Origin of the sequence: Massilia sp. YIM B02769, from assembly GCF_030411995.1 — a bacterium.
In the GTDB taxonomy this organism is placed as follows: Bacteria; Pseudomonadota; Gammaproteobacteria; order Burkholderiales; family Burkholderiaceae_D; genus Telluria.
Map to the genome: position 1 here is coordinate 16,722 of NZ_JASNRC010000006.1, position 24,277 is coordinate 40,998.

The window sequence follows — 24,277 nt, forward strand, 5'->3', positions numbered from 1 at the left end:
GTCAGAGCGCCGGAAAGATTGCCCCAGAGAATTTATTTCTCTTGAGCAATCTCACCGCCGGCATGGGGCAGCTGAGCCACCATAAGTTTGCCTGACACCGCCACCTACGGAACGCGACCATGATTTTCGCCCACCTCGCCAAGTACTGGACGGCCCACAACGGCCGGCTTTCCCTCCCCTCGCGCCTGAAGTCGGTGCTGCGCAGTGCGCGCGTGCTGCTGTACTGGGGCGACCATGCATCGCTGTGCCAGCTCGACGTCGTGCGCAACTACGTGGCGGCGCCTTCGAACGACGACCTGTTCCATCACCTGAGCCACCGCGACTACCTGGTCAAGGGCTTGTCGGCGCGCCAGCGGGTGCAGTGCGTGCTGTCGCACTACCGTTTCGAGGAAACCAGTTTCAACGCCGCCTACAAGCAGGCGGTGTATGCCGGCGGCGGGCTGGCGCTGTGGCAGATGGAGGCGGCCGGCAGCCAGTTCCTGATCCGCCTGGAAATGGCCTCGCGCATGAATGCCGAGGGCGACCTGACGATTGCCCTGGTCGCCGACGGCAAGGTGCTGCACCGGCTGTCGTTCTCCTGGGTCGACGGCGCGGTGGCCGGCCTGCCGCCGGGGCTGCTGCCCTTCGTCACCCGCAACCAGGGACGCTGGACCGATTCGGGCGTAGCCTTCGAGGCCTTCGAGAACGCCTTTCCCAACAACTCGCCGAGCTTCTTCTGCTTCGCCGCGATGCAGGGCGTGGCCCAGGCCGTGGGCATGGAGCAGGTGGCGGGCGTGAAGTGCACCGCGCATCCGGCCTACGACCCGCTCGATGCCAAGCACTTCGCGAATGCCTACGATGGTTTCTGGAAGATCCTGGGCGGAGTCGAGCTGCCGGGGGACACCTGGCTGATCTCGCTCCCCTTCTACCTCAAGCCGCTGGCCGACATGCCGTCCAAGCACCGCAAACGCGCGGCGCAACGGCGCGAGTACTGGCGCGCGATCGGGGACGCGGCGAAGTCGACCCTGCAGCGGCATTTGCTGCATGCGCGTGCGCACCATGAGCATGCGGCGCCGCTGCGCGAAACCGCCGAGGTGTGAACCTTTTGAACGGCCGATGGAATTTGCTGTTGTAGGGTGGGCACCTGTGCCCACGCGGTCGTACCCTTGAATACCCACCGTTTCACGCGCCGCGTCCGAACACGCGATGAGACAGCGTGGACACAGGTGTCCACCCTACGAAAACCCGCATATCGACGGGCGCCATTCCAGCATTGACAAAAGCGCCATCCTCCGTGCTACACTCGCGCCTTCGCTAGGGGTCCTGGAATTCGCGTTCCGGGTGAGAGATACCCTTCGTACCTGATCTGGATAATGCCAGCGAAGGAAAGCGCAACGCAGTTCCCATCCTCCTTGCCCTTCCCCCACGTTGGCTCCGGCTTTATCAAAAGCGGCGCCGGTGCGCCGCTCGAAACCCGAGCACACAATGAAACCAGTTTTGCAGTATTCCCTCCTCGCCTGCGCCGTGGCCCAGGCGTTCGCCGTTCCGGCCCATGCACAAACGACCGACGCCATCCCCTCGGTCGTCGTCAGCGGCAGCAAGTGGACCGTCAGCGACCGCGCCAGCATCGGCGGCTTCGCCGACATGGCTATCGTCGACACCCCGGTCTCGATCAGCGCCTTCAGCCGCGAGCAGATGCAGGATCTGTCGATCCGCAGCGCAACCGACGCCCTCGCCTACGACGCCTCGGTCGGCGACGCCTACAACGCCGTCGGCTATGCCGAGCAGTTCTCGGTGCGCGGCTTCATGCTGAACCCGAACTCGGGCTACCGCAAGGACGGCATCGTCATTTCCGCCGACACCCAGATCCCGCTGGAGAACAAGGAGCGCCTGGAACTGCTGAAAGGCGTGGCCGGCATGCAGGCCGGCCTGGCGGCGCCGGGCGGCATCCTGAACTTCGTCACCAAGCGCCCGACCAGCAGCGACCTGCGCTCGGTGACGGTCGAAGCGCGCGAGCGCGGCACGCTGTACGGCGCGGTCGACCTGGGCGGCCGCTTCGAGGACAAGCGCTTCGGCTACCGCGTGAACGCCGCCGCCGAGCGCCTGCGTTCCTATGTCGACGGCGCCGACGGCAAGCGCCAGTTCGTATCCGGCGCCTTCGACTGGCAGATCTCGCCGGACGCGCTGCTGCAGCTGGACGCCGACTTCCAGCACAAGGAGCAGGTCACCGCACCGGGTTACCAGCTGATCCGCGGCGTGGAACTGCCGCGCGGCGTGAATCCGAAGACCCTGCTGAACGCCCAGCCCTGGACCAAGCCGGTCGACACCGACAGCGCCAACGTCGGCCTGCGCTTCGACTACCGCCTGAACGCCGACTGGCGCGCCACGGTCACCGCCAACAAGCACTGGTTCAAGCGCGACGACTACACCGCCTTCCCTTACGGCTGCTCGAACGAAGGCGACGGCTACTACCCGGGCTACTGCTCGAATGGCGACTACGACGTGTACGACTACCAGAGCGTGGGCGAGCGCAGGACGCCGTTCGGCGTGCAGGCGCAAGTCCAGGGCCGCTTCGCCACCGGCGCCCTGCGCCACGTGCTCACCGCCGGCATCGGCTACGCCGAGCGCCACAACAGCTGGGGCGACTACGTCTACGACTACGCCGGCTACAGCAACATCTACCAGAACCTGGTCGTCGATCCCGCACCAGGCAACCCGAGCACCGGCCCGGTCAGCGAGCGCTTCACCGAGCGCGAACGTTCCCTCTTCGTGCAGGACATCCTGACGCTGACGCCGGACCTCACCCTGCACGCCGGCCTGCGCTACACCAGGATCGACAGCACGCAAACGCCGGAACTCGCACTCGGCCCGACCTCGAACAAGGACAGCTGGCTGCTGCCGAGCGCGTCGCTGGTCTACGGCATCACGCCGCGCTGGAACGTGTACGGCACCGTGGCCTACGGCCTGCAATCGGGCGGCGTGGCGGAGATGGAAACCACCAACCAGAACCAGGACCTGGGCCCGAACCGCTCGAAGCAGTTCGAACTCGGCACCAAGGGCAACTTCGGCGACGTGGCCTTGAGCGCCGCGCTGTTCCAGATCAGCACCGGCCTGGAATACGTGAACGCGGCGAACACTTTTGTCCGCAACGGCAAGCAGATGCACCGCGGCTTTGAACTCGCGGCCCAGCGCGGCAGCGGCGCCCTGACCTACGGCGCCACCCTGATGGCGCTGCGGGCAAAGCAGCAGGACACCGGCAACGCCCTCTACGACGGCAAACGCGTGACCAACGTGCCGGAGCTGAAGACCACGCTGTGGGCCGACTACGCGCTGCCGATGGTGCCCGGCCTGAAGCTCAGCGGCCAGTGGCAATACGCGGGCAAGAAGTCCTTCGATCCGCAGAACACGGTGTATGTGCCGGGCTACCACGTGTTCGGCCTGGGCGCGGCCTATGGCATGAAGATGGGCGCGACGAACGTCACGCTGCGTGCGCGCGTCGACAATTTGTTCGACAAGTTCTACTGGCGCGACGTCACCCAGCAACTGGGCGGCTACCTGCTGCCGGGCGTGCCGCGCACCTTCCGCGTGTCGGCGCAGTTCGACTTCTAAAGCGCGGCCAGCGCTTCCTCCACCCGCCGCAGTCGCTGCGGCAGGTCACCCTGCACCAGCAGGTAAGGGATGCCCCTTTCCTGCAACTCCGCCAGCACCATACGGTGCACCAGGTCGCGCACTTCCTCCGATTCGCGCTGCAGGCCGTCCGGCATCCAGGGTGTGTCGGTGGCCGTCACCAGCGTCAGCGCGTAGTCGTGGCTGCGCGCCAGTTCCGCCAGCCGGTCATCGACACGGCCCCAGTAGACGCGGCTGTACAAGGCCGTCATCAGCGGTGTGGTGTCGCAGAACAGGACATCGCGTGCCTGCAAGGCCGCCGCATCCTCGCGCGCACGCTGGGTGCGGGCAATGCCGAACTGGTCGTCCTCGAAAGGCACGCGGCCCATCGTGTCGACGAATTCGCGCAGGTATTCCGGCACCCACACAGTGCGGTAGCGCCGCGCCAGCGCCTCGCACAGGGTCGACTTGCCCGAGGACTCGGCGCCGAGAATCGCAATACGCTTCATCGGTCCGCCCCTGCCTTGACCTGCGCAATGTTGCTCCAGGCACGCAGCCCGCGCGCCGCCAGCAGCACGAAGACCGCGTACAGCACCGCCGTCACGTGCAGGTCCTTGAACAGGTAGAGGCCGACGTACAGCACGTCGACCACGATCCAGATGACCCAGTTCTCGACTTTTTTACGCGCCAGCAGCAGCTGGCCGACCAGGCTGCCGGCGGTAAGGAAAGCATCCATGCGCGGCACGTCGGTGTTCGTATACGTCTTCAGGAACCACGACAACGCCAGGAAGCCGAGCGCCCAGCCGGCCAGCGCCCAGGCCCAGCCGGCGCAGCGCAAACGGGTGACCACCAGGCGCGTCTCCCCTGTTCCGCGCAGCCACTGATACCAGCCCCACACCGAGGCGGCGATGAACACCAGCTGCAAGCCGCTGTCGCCGTACAGGCGGGCGTCGAAGAACACCACCGCATACGTGGCCGACGAGGTGATCGAGAACAGCCAGGCCCAGTGGTTCTGGCGCACGTTGAGGAGCACGGTCGTCACTGCCAGGGCAAACGAGATCAGTTCGAGGGGCGTGGTCGGGAAGCCGAAGATCGCAAGGGTATCGTTCATTGAGGCAGTCGGGCGAAGGCACAGCGGATACGGAGCATGTTCGAAGCGGCGCGAACGAAGGCCGCCAGGGTTCTGCAACAGCTAAGCAGGCGATTATGGGAGCTGATGGGGGAATGCGCAAGGCTGAGTGTCCGAATCCGGACACCGGTGTTCGCAGCCGGTCAGCCCGGGTCCTGGCAAGCGGCGCCGCACGGGGCAAGACCTGCTGGCACGGCCCTTGCAATAAGGAGGCCATGGACCAAGCCCTCGACCCCGTCTTCCTCCGCCGCCGCAAGCATATCCGCCTGGCCGCCGGCGCCCTGCTCTTCATCGCCCTGGTGGCCGCCTGCTGGGGCATCAACCGCCTGCTGCGTCCGAGCGTGGCCGCGTCCGACATCGTGGTCTCCACCGTGCGCAAGGGCGACGTCGCCAGCACCGTCAACGCGTCCGGCGTCGTGATCCCGGTGCACGAGGAAGTGGTGGCCAGCCCTGCCGCCAGCCGCGTGTTCAGGGTCCACGCCAAGCCGGGCCAGCAAGTAAAGGCCGGCGAGCTGCTGCTCGAACTCGACGACCGCGACGTGCGCCTCGCGCTCGACGCCTTGCAGGAGCAGCTGGCGCAGCAGGAAAACCGCATCAACCTGCTGAAGCTGGAGCTGGACCAGAAGCACAAGACGCTCGCCAGCAGCATCGAACTGCTGGAGCTCGACCTGCTGTCGGCGCGCGCGCGCCAGGAGCGCAACCAGAAGCTGCGCCAGAGCGGCCTGGTGTCGGGCGAAGACCTGCTGGCCTCGGAACTGAACGTCAAGCGCACCGAGATCCAGCTGCGCCAGCAGCGCGAGCAGATTGCCGACAGCCGCCGCGCCACCGCCGGCAGCATCGACGCCGCCAACCTGCAAAAGGCGATCCTGACCAAGCAGATCGCCCAGCAGGAGCGCCTGCTGGCCCAGACCCGCGTGAGCGCGCCGTTTGCCGGCATGCTGACCACGCTGGTGCAGGAAGAAGGCGCCAGCGTGGCCGCCGGCCAGCTGCTGGCGCGCGTGTCGGAGATGAACAACTACCGGGTCGAGGCGGCGCTGTCCGACTTCCATGCGCGCCTGCTGACACCAAGCCAGAAGGTGCGCGTGGAGCAGAACGGCGAGATCCTCGCCGGCCGCGTGCACACCATCCTGCCCGAGATCCAGAACGGCACCGTCAAGCTGCTGGTCGACCTGGAGCAGCCGCACAACCCGCTGCTGCGCAACAAGATGCGCGTCGACGTGAATATCGTCACCGAACAAAAGACCGGCGCCCTGGTGCTCGACGCCGGCGCCGCCTTCAACGGCAGCGGGCCGCAGCCGGCATTCGCGGTGCGCGACGGCGTGGCGCGCAAGACCACGCTGCAGCTGGGCGGCGGCGACGGCAAGCTGGTCGAGGTGCTGTCCGGCGCGCGGCCGGGCGAGCGCTTCATCGTTTCCGACACCAAGGCCTTTGCGAATCTCGACAGCATCCGCATCACCAACTGAATCCAAACGAGGGAAAAACATGATCCGACTGAACAAGGTCAGCAAGACCTACCGCACCGACAAGGTGGAAACCCTGGCCGTGAAGGACGTCGACCTGCACGTGAAGAAAGGCGAGTTCGTCGCCATGATGGGCCCCAGCGGCTGCGGCAAGAGCACCCTGCTGAACCTGATCGGCCTGCTCGACCGCCCCGGCGAGGGCAGCATCGAGGTCGAGGGCATTCCGATCACGCGCTACCGCGACAAGCAGGTGGCCAAGCTGCGCAACAGCACCTTCGGCTTCATTTTCCAGAGCTTCCACCTGATCCCCGACCTGCGCGTGATCGACAACGTCGAGCTGCCGCTGCTGTACCGCAGCATGGCGGCCGGGGAACGGCGCCGCCTGGCGCAAGAAGCGCTGGAAAAGGTGGGGCTGGGCGCACGCATAGACCACTTCCCGAACCAGCTCTCGGGCGGCCAGCAGCAGCGCGTGGCGATCGCGCGCGCGATCGTCGGCCGGCCGCAGGTACTGCTGGCCGACGAGCCGACCGGTAACCTCGACAGCAAGATGGGCGCCGAGGTGATGGACATCCTGCTGAAATTGAACAGCGAAGGCACCACGGTGGTCATGGTCACCCACGACGAACACGAGGCGCGCCGCACCAGCCGCATCGTGCGCGTGTTCGACGGCCAGCTGGTCGCCTGAGGAGAAGCCATGCTCCGCAACTACCTGCTCACCGCATGGAAAGTCTTCATGCGCCGCAAGCTCTTCACCGCGATCAACCTGCTGTGCATCGTGCTCACCCTGGTGGTACTGATGGTGGTCGCCTCGCTGCTGGAAACCGCCTTCCGCCCATCCGGCGTGGAGGGCAAGAGCGAGCGCTTCCTGCAGATCATGCTGATGCGCATGGACAGCCCCGACGGCAATAGCGTCAGCACCACGCCGCTCGGCTACAAGCTGATCGACAAATTCCTCAAGCCCATGCCCGGCGTCGAGCGCGTCGCCGCCGCCACCCTGCCCTCCCCGACCTCGGTCTACCAGGGCGAGCGCGTGAGCGAACTGCAGATGCGCCGCGTCGACGCCGACTACTGGAAGATCCTCGATTTCCCCGTGCTCGCCGGACGCCTGCCGACCGCCGCCGACGACGCCGCGGGCCGCATGGTCGCCGTCCTGAATGCCACGACCGCCAAGCGCCTGTTCCCGGGCCTGCCCGCGGCTGCGGTCGGCCAGCACATCGACGTCGGCGGCCAGAACTTCGAGGTCGTGGGCGTGGTCGCGGATGCGATGCACGTGAACGCGTTTGCCGACATCTGGGCGCCGATCAGCACCTTCGCTTCCTCGGACTACCGCAACCAGCTGACCGGCATGTTCGTCGCCCTGATCCTGGCCGAGAGCAGTGCCGACCTGCCACGCATCCGGCGCCAGGTGGAGAGCATCGCCAGGACCGTGGTGCACGACGATCCGAAGAAATGGGCGAAGACCCGCTTCTGGGCCGACAGCAAACTCGATTTGTTTGCGCGCTTGACGGTGGGCGGCAGCGAGACCTTCGATTCCGGCGCCGGCCTGCTGCTCACCCTGATCGTCGTGGCGATGCTGGTCTTCATGCTGCTGCCGGCCCTGAACCTGGTCAACCTGAACACGGGCCGCATCATGGAGCGGCGAGTCGAGATCGGCGTGCGCAAGGCCTTCGGCGCCACCAGTTCGCAGCTGGCGCTCCAGCTGGTGGTGGAAAACGTGCTGCTCTGCCTGGCCGGCGGGCTGATCGCGCTGGCCGTCACCGCCGGCGTGCTGGCCTGGCTCGAAACTATCCAGCTGGTCGACTACATGCAGTACAGCCTGAACCTGGCCGTGTTCGGCTGGGGCATGCTGATCGCCACCATCTTCGGCCTCGTCTCCGGCGTGCTGCCCGCCTGGAAGATGTCGCGCCTCGATCCCGTCCACGCCCTGAAGGGAGCCGTTTGATGTTCCGCCATTTGCTGAAACTGACCTGGAAGCGCAAGTCCAGGAACCTGATGCTGAGCCTCGAGATCCTGCTTGCCTTTGCCATCGTGTTCGGGGTCGCCGCCTTCGGCGCGCGCTATGCCCAGCTGTACCGGATGCCGCTCGGCTTCGATGCGGCCGATGTCTGGTCGGTGACGATCCAGGCCGGCGACAACGGCAAGCAGCATTTCGATGCCGGCGTCTACGACAACCTGCGCCGCGGCCTGCTCGAACTGCCGGAAGTCAGCGGCGTGGCCTTTGCCGCTTTCGAGCCGTATGCGATGTCCACCTATACTTCCGACATGCGGCGCGGCGGCAAGGACCCGCAAGTGCACACCGAACTGATCGAGGTCGACGACGGGCTGGCCGGCGTACTCGGCATCCGGCTGGCCGAGGGCCGCTGGTTCTCCGAGCTCGACAACGGCAGCGCCGCGCGCACGGTGGTCATCAACCGCCGCATGGCCGAAGCCATGTTCCCCGGCCAGCGCGCGGTGGGCCAGCAGTTCATCGATGGCGAAGGCGGCAAGCCTGGAGTGAGCTACAAGGTGGTCGGCGTGGTGGACGAATTCCGCGCCAAGGGCGAATTCGAGGCGCCAGTCAACTTCGCCTTCCTGCGCTTCGAGGCCGGCAAGAACGACGGCGACATCCGCACCATCGTGCTGCAGGTGAAGCCCGGCACCACGCGCGATTTCGAGAAGCGCCTGAACCGCCGCCTGAAACTGATCCGCAACGACTGGGCCTTCCAGATCACGCCGCTGTCCACGCTGCGCAAGAACATGCTGCACACCCGCGCCACGCCGCTGGTGCTGGTGTCGGTGATCGCCGCCTTCATGCTGGTGATGGTTGCCTTCGGCCTGTTCGGCGCGCTGTGGCAGAACACCACCGCGCGCATTCCCGAGATCGGCCTGCGCCGCGCCATCGGCGCCAGCGCCGCGGGCATCTACCGCCAGATCGTGCTCGAACAATTCATGCTCAGTTCGATTGCGATTGCGCTCGGCCTGGCCCTCCTGGTGCAGCTGCCGCTTACCGGCGTGCTGGGAGAAAGCCTGAACTGGACGGTCTTCGCGGCGGCGGCAGTGCTGTCGATGGGGGTCATCTATCTGCTATCCTTGCTGTGCGCCCTGTACCCGGGCTGGCGCGCCAGCCGCCTGAGCCCGACCGAAGCGCTGCACTACGAGTAACAAAAAAAAGCGACAAGAGAGACAATCCAAGATGGAAGCATCACACAAGCCGCGCGTCCTGGTCGTCGACGACGATGGCGCGGTCCAGGTCTCGCTGGCCCTGCTGCTGAAGCAATCCGGTTTCGACGCCGCCTGCTGCAGCGGGCCGGACGAAGCCCTGGCCCTGCTGGCACGCGAACCGTTCGACCTCGTTTTACAGGACATGAACTTCTCGCTGCAGACCAGCGGCGCCGAAGGCCTGGCCCTGCTCGACGCCATCCGCCAGCGCCATCCCCAGCTGCCGGTGCTGCTGATGACGGCCTGGGGTTCGATCGCGCTGGCCGTCAACGGCATCAAGGCCGGCGCCGCCAACTTCTTCACCAAGCCCTGGGACAACGCCCAGCTGGTGGAGCTGGTGCGCGCCACCCTGGAGCTGGCCGGTTCGCCTGCCGGCGGCCCGACGCGCGCGGCGCTCGACAGCGGCTTCGATTTTTCCGCCATCGTCGGCGAGCACCCGAAACTGCTGCGCGTGCTGGCCACGGTCGGCCAGGTGGCGCGCACGCGGGCGCCGGTGTTGATCCTCGGCGAAAGCGGCACCGGCAAGGAGCTGGTGGCCGACGCCATCCACCGCAACAGCGCGCGCGTAAGCGAACCTGTCGTCAAGATCAACATGGGCGCGATCACGCCGACCCTATTCGAAAGCGAGATGTTCGGCCACGTGCGCGGCGCATTCACCGATGCGCGCAGCGATCGCAAGGGCCACATCGCGGCGGCCGAAGGCGGCACCCTGTTCCTGGACGAGATCGGGGAACTGAACCGCGGCGACCAGGTGAAGCTGCTGCGCGTGCTGCAGGACGGGCGCTACCAGCCGGTCGGCGCCAGCCGCAGCGAACAGGCCGACGTGCGCGTGGTCTCGGCCACCAACCGCGAACTGGCCGAACTGGTGGCCGCCGGCGACTTCCGCGAAGACCTGTTCTACCGCCTGAACCTGATCACGATCCGCCTGCCGCCGCTGCGCGAACGGCGCAGCGACATCCCGCTGCTGGCGCGGCACATCGCGGCATCGGTGGCGGAGAGCTACGGCCTGGGCGAGGTGAGCCTGAGCGCCAGCGCGCTCGACTGGCTGGGCGCCCAGCCCTGGCCCGGCAACATCCGCCAGCTCAAGCAGACGCTGGAACGCACCCTGCTCCTGGCCGGCAAGGCCCAGTTGACGGGCGCCGACTTCGCGGCCGGCCAGCACGACGACGCGGGCAGCAGCCTGCGCCTCGGCGTGGACGGCATGACGCTGGAACAGGTGGAGCGCCACATGATCGAGCAGGCGCTCGACCAGCACGGCGGCAACATCACGCGCGTGGCCAGGGTCCTGGGCCTGTCGCGCACGGCGTTGTACCGGCGCCTGGAGCGCCACGGCCTGGCCGAACCCGGCCAGGGACACGAGGAATGACGCTGCGCCTGCGCCTGGGCGCCTACCTGCTGGCCTTGCACCTGCTGCTGTTCGGCGCCGCGGCCCTGCTGCTGATCGACCGCCCAGCCCTGTTCGTCCTGGCCGAGGCGCTGCTGCTGGGCAGCCTGGTGCTGGGCTTCGCCCTGGTGCGGCGCGCACTCGAACCCCTCGGCTACACGCGCCGCTTCCACGACCTGCTGCAGGACGGGCACTACGCGAACCGCCTGTCGGCCCCAGCCTCGCGCGAACTGGAAGAGCTGGTCGGGATGTTCAACACCATGCTGGCGGCCCTGCACCGCGAACGCCTGGCCGCCGGCGAGCAGCAGGGTTTCCTCGACCGCCTGCTGGAAGCGACGCCGGGCGCGGTGCTGGTCTTCGATTTCGACGGCGCGGTCAGCCTGGTGAATGCCAGCGCCCTGCGGCTACTCGGCATCGAGCTGCCGCAGGGCCGTGCGCTGGCGGCGTGGCTGTCGGGCGAAGCGCCGCTGGCGCGCGGCCTGGATGCACGGGCGCGCGAACGCAGCCTGGACCTGATCGCCCAGCTCGACGCCCTGCCCCTGGGCGACAGCCGCCTGCTCACCGACCTGGAGGGCCGCCGCTACCGTGCACAGCGCGGCCAGTTCTACGACCGCGGCTTTGCGCGCCACTTCCTGATGGTCGAGGAATTGACGGCGGAGCTGGAAGACTCGGAGCGCGCCACCTACGCCAAGCTGGTGCGGGTGCTGGCGCACGAGGTGAACAACACGGTGGCCGCCACGCGCTCGGTGCTCGATTCCCTGCTGTTCTACCGCAGCCAGCTGCTGGACGCGGATGCCGCCGATTTCGCCACCGCCATCGAGGCGGTCAAGCGGCGCAATGTGAGCCTGGGCGAGTTCATCGACCGCTTTACGCGCGTGGTCAAGATGCCGGCGCCCGAATTGCGCGAAGTCGCCGTCAAGGAGATGGTCGACGACATCCTGTGGCTGAACCGCGAAGCCTGCGCCAGCCGTGCCATCCGCCTGGGGTGGCGCCGTTGCGATACCGTGCCTGCGGTGGCGCTCGATGCCCATCTGATGGAAGGCGCGCTGCTGAATGTCGTGAAGAATGCGATCGAGGCGGTGGCGGCAAGGCAGGCGGCGGGGGTGCCGGGTGGGCATGTCGATCTGTCGCTGGAACGCGATGGCGATGACATTGTGCTGGCGGTGTGCGACTCGGCCGACCTGCTGGGCGAGGTGCCGCCGCGGCAGCTGTTCACGCCCTTCTTCAGCACCAAGCAGGGCGGCCAGGGGATCGGGCTGATGTTCGTGCGCGAGGTCTTGACGCGGCACGGGTTTGCCTACGCGCTGGCCTCGACAGGCACCGGCGAGACACGGTTCGAGATCCGTTTCCCCGTTGCGGCCACTGGAATGTGATACGTAGGGTGGGCGCCCCTGTGCCCACGCGTGACGCCTGCACTATGTTTGCGTAATCGAGCTGCGTCTGCTCATCGTTCACGCGTGGGCACGGGGCGCCCACCCTACGTTGCCGCTGCCGCGTAAGAAAAAACCGCGGCGGGATCGCTCCGGCCGCGGTTCTTGAACGATCAACCCTGGTTTATTTTTTTGGGTACTTGATCGTCATTTCCTTCAACAGGTTATCCGCCCCGTCGACTTCCTTCATCACCCACAGCATGTAGCGGATATCGACGTGGATCGCGCGCGTGATCGCGGTGTCGAAGTACCAGTCCTTGGTGATCGACTCGTAAGTCGAATCAAAGTTCAGGCCCACCAGCTCGCCGCGCTTGTTCATCACCGCCGAACCCGAATTGCCGCCGGTGGTGTCGGCGCTCGACAGGAAGTTGACCGGCACGGTGTTCAGCACCGGGTCCTTGAACACGCCGTAACGCTTGGCTTTCACGGCCTCGGTCAGCTTGGCCGGCACCAGGAACGGGTCCTTGTCGGTCTGCTTCTCGACGATGCCCTCGACGGTCGTGAACGGACCCTTCACCAGGCCGTCGCGCGGCGAATACGGCGACACGGTGCCGAAGGTCACGCGCAGCGTCGAATTCGCGTCCGGGTAGACCGGCTTGCCCTGCGACTTCTTCCAGTCGATCACGGCCGCCATGTACTGCGGGATGGTGCGGTCCAGGTTGCCGTCGATGTCCTTGCGCTCGTCGTCGAGCTTGCCGGCGACGTCGGCCAGGCGCACGGCCAGCCCGATGAACGGGTCGTTCGACTTGCGGAAGGCGTCGACGTCCTTGCCGATCCAGGCCAGGCGCTTGCTGGTGTCGGCCAGCTCGGTGCTCTTGTAGTAGGCATCCAGGCTGTCGGCCTTCGGCAGCAGCGCATCCAGGCCTTGCGGACGCAGCTTGGCGTCGATCTTCGCGTAACGCTGCAGACCGGCGGCCCAGCGGGCCTGGTCGACATTCGTGACGAAGGACTGTTCCAGGCGGGTCAGGCGCGCCTTGATGAAGGACAGGTCGCGTTCCTGGTAGCCGCTTTCGCGCTGGGCGTCCGGCTTCTGGCGTTCCTGGGCCAGGCGGTACAGGGTGCGTGCGCTTTTGAGCAGGTCGCTGTGGGTCGCTTCCGCATACGCCGCTTCCTGGCGCGACAGCGCCATGTCGGCCGCGATCACCGCGTCCAGCTGGCCGAGCAGGTTCGATGCGCTGCCGTTCTTGCCGTACCAGGCGCGGAACTCGGCATCCTGCACGTCCTTGATGGCGGCGATGTCCTTGCGCGCAAAGCCGTCGAGCAGGCCTTGCGTTTTCTTGAGCACGTTGTTCAGGCTCTTGGCGACGCTGGCGTAGCGCACGTCCCAGGCGGCGTTGCCGCGGGTAGCGGCGGCGATCACGTCGAGGTCGGCGGTGATGGTCGCGACTTTCGCCGGGTAATCGACGTCGCGCGCGAAGCGGATCTCCGACGGCAGCTTGTAGCGGCTGGTGCGGCCCGGGTAGCCGGCCAGCAGGATCGGATCGCCGTTCTTCAGGCCTTCGGCGGAGACAACCAGGAAGTCCTTCGACTTGTAGGGCACGTTATCCGGCGACGGGTCGGCCGGACGGCCATCCTTGCCCACATACGCGCGCAGGAAGGAGAAATCGCCGGTCTGGCGCGGCCACTCGTAATTGTCGATGTCGCCGCCGAAGTTGCCGATCTTGTCCGACGGCGCGTACACCAGGCGCACGTCGCGGATCATCAGCTGCTTGATGCGGTAGTACTCGAGGCCGCGGTGGAAGGCCGGCACCGAGCAGCGGTAAGCCTTGTCGCTCTCGCACTCGGCGATCAGGGCCTTGATGCGTGAAGAGATGGTTTCGCTGCGCTGGCGGCCGCTCATGCCGGCATCCAGGCCCTTTAACACGCGGTCGGTCACGTTCTCGACCTTCTCGGTCACGTAGACCAGCGAGTTCGGACCGCCCGGCAGTTCTTCGGCACGGGTCCTGGCCAGGAAGCCGTCGACGATGTAGTTCTTTTCCGGGGTCGAGTTGCGCTGGATGGCGCCGTAGCCGCAGTGGTGGTTGGTGACCACCAGGCCGTCCGGCGACACGAAGGAAGCCGAGCAGCCGCCCAGCGAGACGATGGCGCTCATCGGATGCTTCGACAAATCGGCCAGTTTTTCGGCCGGCATCGTGATGCCGATGCGTTTCAGTTCGGATTTCAGCTGCGGCAGCTGGTGCGGTTGCCACTGGCCTTCGTCGGCGACGGCGTGTGCCGCGACGCCAAGCAGGGCGACCGGCAGGACGATGGATTTGAACAAGGTAAGTCCCCGGAGGAGTAAAAACAAGCGGCGAGTATAGCTTGCCTGCCGGGGTGGCGAAAACGGTTTTTTGGCGTCCATACGGGCTTCCCGCCGAAGAGATCGACTTGCACGCCTCATCCGCAATCTGGCTAGAATAGACGTTTGGCCCGCCGGGCCGGCATCACGAAAGACCGACATGGGACGCATCAAGACCCTTCTTTCCTCCACCGCGCACAAGCTCGCGATCGAACCGTACACCGTCGCCCTGCTCGGCATGGTCGTCCTGGCCAGCGTCCTGCCGGCCAGCGGCCAGGTCGCCGATGTACTCGGCAATGTCACCACCTTCGCCATCGGCCTGCTGTTCTTCCTGCACGGCGCCAAGCTCTCGCGCGACGCGATTGTCGCCGGCCTGCTGCACTGGCGCCTGCACCTGCTGGTGCTGGCCTCGACCTTCGTCATGTTCCCGCTGATGGGCCTGGCCATCAAGCCGCTGGCCCTCGGCCTGCTGACGCCCGACCTCTACCTCGGCATCCTGTTCCTGTGCGTGCTGCCCTCGACGGTGCAATCGTCGATCGCGTTCACCGCCATGGCGCGCGGGAACGTGGCGGCGGCCGTGTGCAGCGCCTCGGCGTCGAACTTCCTCGGCATCTTTTTGACGCCGCTGCTGGTGGGCGCGCTGATCGTGCAGGGCGCCGGCGACGCCGGCTTCGGCTGGCCGCAGGTGCTGAGCATCGTCGAACAGCTGCTGCTGCCCTTCCTCGCCGGCCAGCTGCTGCGTCCCTGGATCGGCGCCTTCATCGACCGCCACAAGCCGGTGTTGCGTTATGTCGACCAGGGCTCGATCCTGCTGGTGGTGTATACCGCGTTTTCGGAATCGGTGACCGAAGGCCTGTGGCAGCACGTCTCCGGCGCTACGCTGGCCGCCCTGCTCGGCATCTGCGCCCTGATGCTGGCGATCGCCCTCGGCCTGGCCACCTGGACCAGCCGCCGCCTCGGCTTTTCGAAGGAAGACGAGATCACCATCGTGTTCTGCGGCTCGAAGAAAAGCCTGGCTACTGGCGTGCCGATGGCCAAGGTGCTGTTCGCGCCGTCGGCGCTGGGGATGATCATCCTGCCGGTGATGCTGTTCCACCAGATCCAGCTGATGGTGTGCGCGGTGCTGGCGCAGCGCTGGGCGCGGCGGAAGGAGAAAGTGGCCGTCGCGACGGCGGACGGGAGCCAGCGGGTCTAACTTGCGCAGAGCCGGCGCCGGCTGGTTTGCGCGCGCTGAACTACGTGCGATATCCGGCGCCGCAATGGATGCACACGAAGCGCCGTTCGCGCGCCACGCTTACCACCACGCCGGCCCAACCCGGCGCACGCGACTGCCCCAGCGACGCCGGGTGCGGCGCCCGGAAGCCTTGCACCGTCGGGTGCTTTTTGCAGGCCGGACACCGGTGCCGCAAGGCCAGTAGCACGTGCACCAGTCCTGCCAGCAGGAACGCGCCCCAGGCCAGCTTCACCGCGCCCTCGAGCCCAGGAACACCCATTGTTGCGAGCGCCCAGAGCGATGCACTCAAGGCGAGGAAAAACCAGGTCACCAGGACGCTCCTTGCGTCGGCACGGATCAATCGGGTTTGCGGGTAAACGGGCAGAGGCGGGTGCATGCTTTGTCGAAGGTTTTCCTGTTCAAGCGTCGATGGGTAAAAGCCGGTAAGCGAGTGCCACACGCTTTCCGTTCGTGCGTCGGCAATCGGGCTGGCCCAGTATAGTCGAGAACAAATTGATATCGACAAGAAAGGCTACCCGTGCGTCAGCATCTATACCTGGGCATACTCGCGCTCTTGGGCGCATGTTCGAAGGAAGCGCCGCCCGCCGCACCCGCCGGCAACGCCACATCGGCCACCGCGCCTGCCGCTACCGAAGCGACGCAGGAAGCGCCACGCGCAGCGACGCCCGCGCCGGCAACCCTGAGCGCCGCAGGCATCGGCTCGATCCGCTTCGGCATGACACTGGAACAGGCGCAACAAGCCGCCGGCGGCAAGGCCACGCTGCCGGAACCGTTCGACCCGGCCTGCAGCATGGTGCGCTTCGCTACCCTGCCCAAGTTGCGCTTCATGGTCGAAAACGATGTCGTCACGCGTGCCGACGCCGAGCCCGGGGTCGAGAATGCCGTGGGCATACCTTTCGGCGCCACATTGGCGGACATCCGCGCCAGCCATCCGGAAGCGCAGATCACGCCGCACAAGTACGACGAGAACGGCCACTACATCACCTTCCCGAGCGCCGATGGCCGCTCCGCCATCATCCTGGAAGAAACCGGCGGCAAGGTGACGAAGATGCGCGCCGGCCTGCAGCCGGCGGTCGCCTACGTCGAAACCTGCGGCTAAGCCACCGGACGGCCGTCGTCAGGCCGGTACGTAGACCAGCCTGAGCACATCCTCGTCCACCCGCTCGTTGGCCACCAAACGCAGCGGCGGCCGCGGACCGGCGAAGTACGGCGTGCCCTGCCCCAGTACGACCGGGTGCAGGTAAATCCGATACTCGTCGATCAAGCCGAGTTCCGTGAGGCTGCGGGCCAGGTCGGGACCGGCGACTTCGATCTCGCCGTCGCGCTCGGCCTTCAGCCGGCGGATCGCGCCTTCGAGATCGTTCCCGACCAGCGCGGCATGCGGGCCGACGGACTGCAGGGAACGCGAGACCACCCATTTCGGCTGCTTGCGCCAGGCCGCGGCAAAGGCCTGACGGTCGGCATCCCATTCGGGATGATCGTCGTCCCAGTAGCGCATGATCTCGTAGATCCGGCGGCCGTAAATGCTGCCCGCCTGCCCCCGGGCCTCGTCGATGAAATGCCGGAACAGCCGCGGACTGGGCGCAAAGCGCATGTGGTCCACGTAGCCGTCGAGCGATTGGTTCATTCCGAATACGAGCTTGGCCATTCCTCACTCCTTGCCGGTTGCCGATGCGATCGGTCGATCTTGTGCCACGCCAGGCCGACTACAGCCGAGGCCGTGTCCGAATGTCAGACCTGACCCCGGCTGTTGAATCTCAGTCGATGCTGACCTCCTTGCGATTATCGCGCGACACGCGGTCGATCATCTTGTTGTACGGGTCGACGCCGACGTCGAAAGGCTGTTCCTTGACGGTCACGGTCACCACCGGATTCTCGCCGGAGAGCACACGTTTTTCCAGCAGCAGCACCTTCTCGTCCGCTTCCTTGGCGCCCTTGGCGCGGGCGAAGACGCCGATTTCCACCGGCTCGTCGTAGGCGCGGGCGGTTTCCTTGCCCTTGCCGTCGGCTTCCATCTTCGCCAGGTGCAGCTTCATCGTCACGTCCCACTGGCCGTCGCTGCGCTTCTTCGCGCTGGCTTCGACCACGCGGTTATCGTAGAAGACGATCTTCTCGAACAAGTCGGCGATCAGCGCATGCTTGGACGGCGGCGCTTCGGCGCGAATGTAATCGAGCAGTTCGGCGGAGGTGGTGAACGGCGACTCCTGGTAGCCCTTGTCCTGCAGGAAGCGCTTCAGGGCGCGGTTCAGGGCTTCCTCGCCGATCTCGTCGCGCAGGCGGTAGAACACCAGGCTGCCCTTGCGGTAGTGGATGTAGTCCTGGTTTTCCACGCGCACCAGCGGCAGCTCCTCGATGCGCTCGCCGCCGCGCGAACTCAGGTAGCGGTCGAGTTCGTAGCGCAGGAAGCGGCGCATCTGGTGGCGGCCGTATTCCTTTTCCATCACCATCAGCGCCGAGTACTGCGACAGCGATTCGATCAGCATGCTCGCGCCCTGCACGTTCGCGGCCGTGACCTGGTGGCCCCACCACTGGTGCGCCATCTCGTGGGCCGTCACGTAGAACACGTAGTCCAGGTCTTCCTTGTCGCGCAGGTCGGCGATGAAGCCGATCGATTCCGAGAACGGAATCGTGTTCGCGAACGACTGGGCGAAGCTGCTGTAGTTCGGGAACTCCAGGATGCGCACCTGCTTGTGCTGGTAAGGCGTGAACTGGGTCGTGAAGTAGTCCAGCGCCTTGCGGGTACCGGTGATCATGCGGTCGACGTTGTAGGCGTGCTTGCGGTCGTAGTAGATCTCGATCGGGATGCCCTTCCAGTCGCCCTTCTTCACCTGCCAGTCGGCCGACAGGTAGGCGAAGAACGGCATCATCTTCTGGTCCATCTTGTACTGGTAGTAGTTGCGGCCGTTTTCCTTCCACGACTTCTGCAGGTAGCCCGGCGCCAGCGCGATCTGGCTGCCGCTGGTCGAGACCGTGGTCTCGAAGTTGATCCAGTCGGCATCGGCCCCGAACATCGAGTTCGCGCGCGCGGTCTTGTCTTCCAGCTTGGCCATGCGCTCCGGCTCGCCCAGGCCGCGCTTGCGGCGTTCGTTACGGTCGGTCAGTTCGAAGTCCGGCTGGTAGCCGATCAGCGGGAAGAAGGCGCGGTTATTGAAGAAGGTGCCGTTCAGGTTGATGGTATCGGCCGCGCCGCCGTTGCTGAAGCCCGGACGGCGCACGTCGACCGTGAAGTCCAGCGGCAGGCGTCCGCCCGGCGGCAGGGCCTGGGCCAGCCGGATGATCCGGAAACCGAAGGTCTTGTCGTCCAGTTCGACCTTGTGCGCGGGCAGCCCCGACAAGGTGGTGGTCACGTCGGCATTCGTTTGCAGGCGCAGGGTGTCGAGCGGCTGGCTCGTCTTGTTCTCGAGGACGTAGTGGCCGCGGATTTCGACACGTCGCTGTTCCGGGTAGATGTCGACGGCGGCGCGCACGTCGACCATCTTCGCGTGCGGCAGGTCCTTGTACTTGCGGTAGGCCTTTTCGTAGGCGGCCTGCTTGTCCATCGCCACGTCGCCGGCCTCGTAGCGCGCCAGGGTGTTCGTGTTGTGGAAGATCCAGGCGCCGACGCCGGCATAGGCGATGGCGCAGGCGGCCAGCGCCACGCCCGACGCGCCCTTCAGGCGGCGGCCGGCCGTGCGCACGCGGCTGCGCCAGTCGAGCGACAGGCCGCGTACCCAGAAGGCCTGGGCCACGATCAGCGCACCCACGACGAACAGGCTCCAGTACAGCACGAACCAGGCCCAGCCCGTGAGGAAGTGGCCGTAGCCGTTCATGTCCGAATACGGCGTGCGCGGCAGGCCGGCGATGTTGTACAGGTTGTGGTCCAGGTGCATGACGCCGGCGACGATCTGCGACACCATCAGCAGGATCATCAGGCCATAGCCGATGAACTTGTTATTGGTGACCACCTGCAGCACGATGGCGATCAAGCCCATGAGGATGAAGGGAACGCCTGCGATCAGCATGCCCTTCATGTACAGCCCCAGCTCGACCGGCGCCCCGCCCCGGACCAGCTGGATCGCGATCGCGGCCAGGATGCCGGTGAACAGGAAGGTCAGCACGACGCCGACCAGCGCCAGGCTCTTGGCCACCAGCGGCGCCCAGTTCGGCACCGGCATGGCGTCGTTCACGTCGGCGATCTTGACCTGGCGTTCCTTGAAGATCAGCTCGCCCGCATAGAAGGTCACGATGATGAGCAGCAGGAAGGTGAAGCTGCTGTTGAGCATCTCGAGCATCATGTGCGTCATCGGATAGACGTCGGTGCCGAAGATCTGGCCCAGCTGCGAGGTGCTGCCGACCAGGTTCAGCACGCCGAGCAGCAGCATGACCAGGAAAGGCACGCTCCTGAAGACGGCGCTGGCGTCGAAGGTGAAGATATGCCAGCACTGGGTCCAGCGCGTGGCCGACGTGAAGCGCGGCATGATGCGCGGCAGCGCGATGTGGCTTGCCACCGCTGCGGTCGGGGCTGGCGCCTTGGCCTTGCCGAACAGGCGCTTGCCGGTGCCCGCGCGCTGCGGCTTGAACAGCAGCAGCGTCAGGCCAAACAGGCCCAGCGCCACGCCGGCCCAGAGCGCGCGGTTGGCCAGGATGTAGCCGGCGAAGTCGGGCAGGCCGGCGTTCGCGTCGGCGGTGGAGAAGTAGCGGGTGGCGCGGCTCAGGGCGCGCACGCCGAAGGGGTCGGTCAGGACGGCGATCCACTCGTTGTCGATGTTCGAGGTGAAGCTGCCGGCCACCACCCACAGCACGAAGAAGGCCAGCACGCCCACGTACACCATCAGGATCGAGCGCGTGGTCGAGGCCAGCAGCATCAGCAGGGCGCCGATGAAGAACAGGTTCGGCACCACGATGACGCCGAGCGACCACAGATAGGCGCCGCCCGCGAAAGGACCGACGCGCTCGGCGTCGACCCAGGGCATCAGCGGGCCGAGCATCATGCCGGCGATGACGATGGCGAAGATGAACAGGCAGGCCACCAGGCCGGCGATGAAGCGCCCGGCCAGGTAGTCGTGCTTTTTCATCGGGGTGGCGAACAGCATGTCGGAGATGCCGACTTCGCTGTCGCGCAGCACGGTGCCGGCGATGAAGATGGTCACCACGAACATCGAGATCAGGCTGAACACGCTCAGCAGCTGGGCGATGACCAGCGGCGCGTTGCGGTTGACGTTGCCGATGGCGCCGCCGACCTGAATGGCGTCGGTGGTGGTGGCGCCGAAGGCGAGTGCGCCGAACAGGAAGGCGCACACCCACAGCAGCGGCTGGCGCAATTGCGTGCCCAGCTCGAACTTGAAGAATTCCCGTAACATGCCCGCTCCTTATGCCATGACAGGTGCAGTGGCTGCCGCATTGGCTGACGCCCCCGCGGCTTGCGCCCCGGCGGCGCGGCCGGCGTTGCGGATCTGGAGGAAGTACACGTCTTCCAGGTCCGGCTCGACGTTGGTGAAGCCGTCGTCCGGCTGCGACTCGGCATACACGTTGATCTGCGGGCGGCCGGCGACCAGGCGGGTCGACAGCACGTTGAAGCGCTCTTGGTATTCGGCCAGCGCTTCCTGGCTGACGGTGCGGCGCCAGACGCGGTTCCTGAGGGTGTCGATCGCGGCCTGCGGCTCGCCCTGCAGCAGCACGGTGCCCTTGGCGATCATCGCCATGCGCGGGCACAAATCGGTCACGTCCTCGACGATGTGGGTGGAGAGGATGACCACCACCTGTTCGCCGATCTTGGCCAGCAGGTTCAGGAAGCGGTTGCGCTCGTCGGGGTCGAGGCCGGCGGTGGGCTCGTCGACGATCACCAGGCGCGGCGCGCCGAGCAGGGCCTGGGCGATGCCGAAGCGCTGGCGCATGCCGCCCGAATAGGTGCCGAGGGCGCGCTTGCGTGCTTCCCACAGGTTGGTTTGCTGGAGCAGCGCCTCGACCGCCTCCTTGCGCTCGCCCTTCTTCGTCAGCCCCTTCAGCACGGCGAAGTGGTTCAGCAGCTTCTCGGCGCTGACCTTCGGGTACACGCCGAAGTCCTGCGGCAGGTAGCCGAGCTGGCGCAGCAGCCCTTCCTTGTCGCGCAGGACGTCGAGACCGTTGAAGTGGATGCTGCCGCTGTCGGGGTCCTGCAGCGTGGCGATGGTGCGCATCAGCGAGGACTTGCCGGCGCCGTTCGGACCGAGCAGGCCGAACATCCCGTGCGGAATCTCGAGGCTGACATCGTTGATGGCCTTGACGCCATTCGCATAGGTCTTGTTGAGCTGCTTGATCGATAACATCGGCTGTTTCTCCAGGTAGTTTTGTCGTTCGATGCCCTGCCGCGCCGGCGCGCAGCGAGGAATTGTATGTGTTGTTCGATAATGTATCGTTAATGAATTGCAATGTCCGGCGAATGTGACCAACTGCACAAAAGCGCGACTGAACGACAAAAAACGCGGAATATGCATGACGGGGCGGGCTGGCCGGCCGCACAAGATATTTCTTGACGAAAAGGAAAAGAGATCCTAAAGTGATATCACTTTTAGATCACTTCGGAGACCCGACATGTCCACGCACAAACGGCAGGAAACCCCGCTTTCGTCGATGAACGGCTACATGGCCTTTGCTGGCGCCCTGCTTGCCATCGTGGCCGGCGGCGTACTCGTGCGCGCGGTGGGGCCGGTCGGCATCCTGCTGGTGGTGGTGGGCGTCATCGTGCTGGCCGGGCTGTACATGCTGCAGCCGAACGAGAGCGCCGTGCTGACGCTGTTCGGCCGCTACGTCGGCACCGACCGCAGCGAAGGCCTGCGCTGGGCCTTCCCGCTGTACCGCAAGCACAAGCTGAGCGTGCGTGCGCGTAACCTGAACATCCCGACCCTGAAGGTCAACGACAAGCGCGGCAACCCGGTCGAGATCGCGGCCGCCGTGGTCTGGCGCGTGCGCGACACGGCGCAGGCGATGTTCGAGGTCGACAGCTACGAGCGCTACGTGGCGGTGCAGGCGGAAGCGGCGCTGCGCCACCTGGCTTCGCAATACGCCTACGACGAGGGCGAGGACCTGGCGGCGGGCGAGATGACGCTGCGCGGCGGCGCGTCCGAGGTGGCGCTGGCGCTGCGCACGGAACTGACCGAGCGTTTCGAGGCGGCGGGTGTGGAGACGGTGGACGCCAAGCTGACCCACCTGGCGTATGCGCCGGAGATCGCGCAGGTCATGCTGCGCCGCCAGCAGGCGCAGGCGATCATCAGCGCACGCGCCCAGATCGTGCGCGGTGCGGTCGGCATGGTGGAAGAAGCCTTGCGCGGGCTGGCCGAGCGCGACATCGTCGAACTCGACACCGAGCGCAAGGCATCGATGGTCAGCAACCTGCTGGTGGTGCTGTGTTCCGACCGCGAAACCCAGCCGATCGTGAACACCGGCACCCTGTACCAATAAGGCCCAGGGCAAGTAAAGGCAAGCCGATGGCAAGTCCCGGAAAGAAGTCCTACCCGCTGCGCATCGATCCCGCCCTCTGGGAGCAGCTGCAGCGGCTGGCCGCCAACGACCTGCGCAGCGTGAACGCGGAAATCGAGTTCCTGCTGCGCGAGGCGCTGGCGCGGCGCGGCATCCGCGTCACGCCGCCCGTGCAGCAGGATGACGGCGAATAAAAGCCGGGGTCAGGTCTGACATTCAGACACGAGCTCTGCCGTTAGGCAGCTGAGCTCGTGTCCGTTTGTCAGACCTGACCCCCGCTGTTTCAGAAGCGGACCTTGACGAAGGCGGACGGGCCGGTCAGCTTCAGGTCGAGGTCGGCGGTGCGTTCGCCGTTGCGGTGCAGGTCGATCTTCTGGATGCCGTAGTCGGCGACCAGGCTGACGTTCTTCGCAAAGGCGTATTCGACGCCGGCCGAGCCGTTGTACACGTGGCCCTCGACCGAACCGCCGTTCTTCTTGATGCCGCCGGCCTCGGCGAACAGGCGCACCTTGTCGTTCAGGGCGTGGCGCCACGACAGTTCGACGGTCGGCGCCCAGACGTTGTCGCTGGCCGAGCCCGAACCGCTCCAGGTGTAGTTTTCCACCGGCGCCGCGGCGCTCACGTTGGCATCGCCCGAGCCCGAGATCTTGGCGCGCAGATAGGCGGCGCCCAGGCCGACGCCGAAGGCGTTCTTTTCCTTACCGAACCAGTATTTGTAGGCCAGGCGCGCCATCTCCACGCGCAGCTTGGCGTTCGCCGTGATGGTGCCGCTGACCGGACGGCCCTCGTACTCGGTGTCGCCGTCGACGGTGGCGCCGTAGCCTTTGCTGAAGCGGAAGTAGTCGAACGAGAGGCCGTGGCTGTCGCCGAACAGCAGCTCGGCTTTCGCGCGCGGCAGGGTCTCGTGGCCGATCTTTTCGTCCGGCGTGTCGACGCGGCCGTAGCGGGTGTCGCCGCCCAGGTGGATCTTCGGATCGGCGTAGAAGGCGCCGACCGACAGGCTCATGCGGTCGAGCGCGGGCGACTGCTGGGCCTGCGCCATGCCGCTCGCGGCGGCGGCGAACAGGATGGCGGCTTTCAGGGTGCTCAGGGATGGACGGGCGGCACGCGTGGCGAGGCGGGACATGGAATTCTCCGATGAATAA

General features: G+C 66.2%; 20 protein-coding genes and 1 riboswitch. Of the genes, 12 read left to right on the forward strand and 8 right to left on the reverse strand.

Annotated features, from left to right (window positions below; genetic code table 11):
- The first annotated feature begins 119 nt into the window (after positions 1-119).
- Entirely contained in the window at positions 120-1,079 is a 960-nt protein-coding gene (locus QPK31_RS10795) for a DUF535 family protein (protein WP_290422945.1), read from the forward strand.
- A gap of 206 nt (positions 1,080-1,285) precedes the next feature.
- Positions 1,286-1,384, forward strand: a riboswitch (TPP riboswitch).
- A gap of 80 nt (positions 1,385-1,464) precedes the next feature.
- A complete protein-coding gene (locus tag QPK31_RS10800; protein ID WP_290422946.1) occupies positions 1,465-3,588 on the forward strand; it encodes a TonB-dependent siderophore receptor in 2,124 nt (707 codons plus the stop codon).
- Here the strand turns inward: QPK31_RS10800 and QPK31_RS10805 are convergent.
- Entirely contained in the window at positions 3,585-4,094 is a 510-nt protein-coding gene (locus tag QPK31_RS10805) for an ATP-binding protein (protein ID WP_290422947.1), read from the reverse strand. The two genes, QPK31_RS10800 and QPK31_RS10805, sit on opposite strands and share 4 nt — an antisense overlap.
- On the reverse strand, positions 4,091-4,696 hold the full coding sequence (gene pnuC, locus QPK31_RS10810) for a nicotinamide riboside transporter PnuC (protein WP_290422948.1): 606 nt from the start codon (positions 4,694-4,696) through the stop codon (positions 4,091-4,093). The genes QPK31_RS10805 and pnuC overlap by 4 nt, the downstream gene beginning before the upstream one ends.
- Before the next feature lie 233 nt (positions 4,697-4,929).
- Here pnuC and QPK31_RS10815 point away from each other — a divergent pair, with 233 nt between their 5' ends.
- From QPK31_RS10815 to QPK31_RS10840, 6 genes are read left to right on the forward strand one after another with little or no spacing between them, the layout of a single operon-like run.
- A complete protein-coding gene (locus tag QPK31_RS10815) occupies positions 4,930-6,177 on the forward strand; it encodes an efflux RND transporter periplasmic adaptor subunit (RefSeq protein WP_290422949.1) in 1,248 nt (415 codons plus the stop codon).
- 19 nt (positions 6,178-6,196) lie between these two features.
- Complete coding sequence (locus tag QPK31_RS10820) at positions 6,197-6,859, forward strand: ABC transporter ATP-binding protein (RefSeq protein WP_290422950.1); 663 nt, start codon at positions 6,197-6,199, stop codon at positions 6,857-6,859.
- Positions 6,860-6,868: 9 nt separating this feature from the next.
- Positions 6,869-8,116 carry an ABC transporter permease gene (locus tag QPK31_RS10825; protein WP_290422951.1) on the forward strand — a complete coding sequence of 416 codons (1,248 nt, stop codon included), beginning with the start codon at positions 6,869-6,871 and terminating at the stop codon, positions 8,114-8,116.
- Positions 8,116-9,315, forward strand: a complete 1,200-nt coding sequence (locus QPK31_RS10830; RefSeq protein WP_290422952.1) for an ABC transporter permease — start codon at positions 8,116-8,118, stop codon at positions 9,313-9,315. The genes QPK31_RS10825 and QPK31_RS10830 overlap by 1 nt, the downstream gene beginning before the upstream one ends.
- A 31-nt stretch (positions 9,316-9,346) precedes the next feature.
- Positions 9,347-10,738, forward strand: a complete 1,392-nt coding sequence (locus QPK31_RS10835) for a sigma-54 dependent transcriptional regulator (protein WP_290422953.1) — start codon at positions 9,347-9,349, stop codon at positions 10,736-10,738.
- Positions 10,735-12,129: a PAS domain-containing sensor histidine kinase gene (locus QPK31_RS10840; RefSeq protein WP_290422954.1), complete on the forward strand. Its 1,395-nt coding sequence runs from the start codon at positions 10,735-10,737 to the stop codon at positions 12,127-12,129. Before QPK31_RS10835 ends, QPK31_RS10840 begins: the two co-directional genes overlap by 4 nt.
- A 181-nt stretch (positions 12,130-12,310) precedes the next feature.
- Here the strand turns inward: QPK31_RS10840 and QPK31_RS10845 are convergent, their stop codons facing one another.
- Positions 12,311-14,446 (reverse strand): S46 family peptidase, encoded by a 2,136-nt coding sequence (locus QPK31_RS10845; protein ID WP_290422955.1) that lies wholly within the window; start codon positions 14,444-14,446, stop codon positions 12,311-12,313.
- A gap of 178 nt (positions 14,447-14,624) precedes the next feature.
- Between QPK31_RS10845 and QPK31_RS10850 the strand changes: the two genes are divergently transcribed.
- Positions 14,625-15,659, forward strand: coding sequence for a bile acid:sodium symporter family protein (locus tag QPK31_RS10850; RefSeq protein WP_290422956.1), 1,035 nt, complete (start codon positions 14,625-14,627; stop codon positions 15,657-15,659).
- Between the two features lie 40 nt (positions 15,660-15,699).
- Here QPK31_RS10850 and QPK31_RS10855 read toward each other — a convergent pair whose 3' ends face one another.
- The gene (locus tag QPK31_RS10855; RefSeq protein ID WP_290422957.1) at positions 15,700-16,008 is read right to left on the reverse strand and encodes a hypothetical protein; all 309 of its coding nucleotides are present in this window, start codon (positions 16,006-16,008) and stop codon (positions 15,700-15,702) included.
- 207 nt (positions 16,009-16,215) lie between these two features.
- Between QPK31_RS10855 and QPK31_RS10860 the strand changes: the two genes are divergently transcribed.
- Positions 16,216-16,797, forward strand: a complete 582-nt coding sequence (locus tag QPK31_RS10860) for a hypothetical protein (RefSeq protein ID WP_290422958.1) — start codon at positions 16,216-16,218, stop codon at positions 16,795-16,797.
- Between the two features lie 18 nt (positions 16,798-16,815).
- On the opposite strand, the gene QPK31_RS10865 is transcribed toward QPK31_RS10860, so the two are convergent.
- The 3 genes from QPK31_RS10865 to QPK31_RS10875 all read right to left on the reverse strand — a co-directional run bounded on the left by QPK31_RS10865 (position 16,816) and on the right by QPK31_RS10875 (position 21,982).
- Positions 16,816-17,346 (reverse strand): dihydrofolate reductase family protein, encoded by a 531-nt coding sequence (locus QPK31_RS10865; RefSeq protein WP_290422959.1) that lies wholly within the window; start codon positions 17,344-17,346, stop codon positions 16,816-16,818.
- A gap of 109 nt (positions 17,347-17,455) precedes the next feature.
- The gene (locus QPK31_RS10870; protein ID WP_290422960.1) at positions 17,456-21,037 is read right to left on the reverse strand and encodes a M1 family aminopeptidase; all 3,582 of its coding nucleotides are present in this window, start codon (positions 21,035-21,037) and stop codon (positions 17,456-17,458) included.
- Positions 21,038-21,046: 9 nt separating this feature from the next.
- Entirely contained in the window at positions 21,047-21,982 is a 936-nt protein-coding gene (locus tag QPK31_RS10875; protein ID WP_290422961.1) for an ABC transporter ATP-binding protein, read from the reverse strand.
- Positions 21,983-22,247: 265 nt separating this feature from the next.
- Between QPK31_RS10875 and QPK31_RS10880 the strand changes: the two genes are divergently transcribed.
- The gene (locus tag QPK31_RS10880; RefSeq protein ID WP_290422962.1) at positions 22,248-23,114 is read left to right on the forward strand and encodes an SPFH domain-containing protein; all 867 of its coding nucleotides are present in this window, start codon (positions 22,248-22,250) and stop codon (positions 23,112-23,114) included.
- A 26-nt stretch (positions 23,115-23,140) separates the two neighbouring features.
- Positions 23,141-23,326, forward strand: coding sequence for a hypothetical protein (locus QPK31_RS10885; protein WP_290422963.1), 186 nt, complete (start codon positions 23,141-23,143; stop codon positions 23,324-23,326).
- A gap of 89 nt (positions 23,327-23,415) precedes the next feature.
- On the opposite strand, the gene QPK31_RS10890 is transcribed toward QPK31_RS10885, so the two are convergent.
- Complete coding sequence (locus tag QPK31_RS10890) at positions 23,416-24,258, reverse strand: autotransporter domain-containing protein (RefSeq protein WP_290422964.1); 843 nt, start codon at positions 24,256-24,258, stop codon at positions 23,416-23,418.
- Between the last annotated feature and the right edge of the window lie 19 nt (positions 24,259-24,277).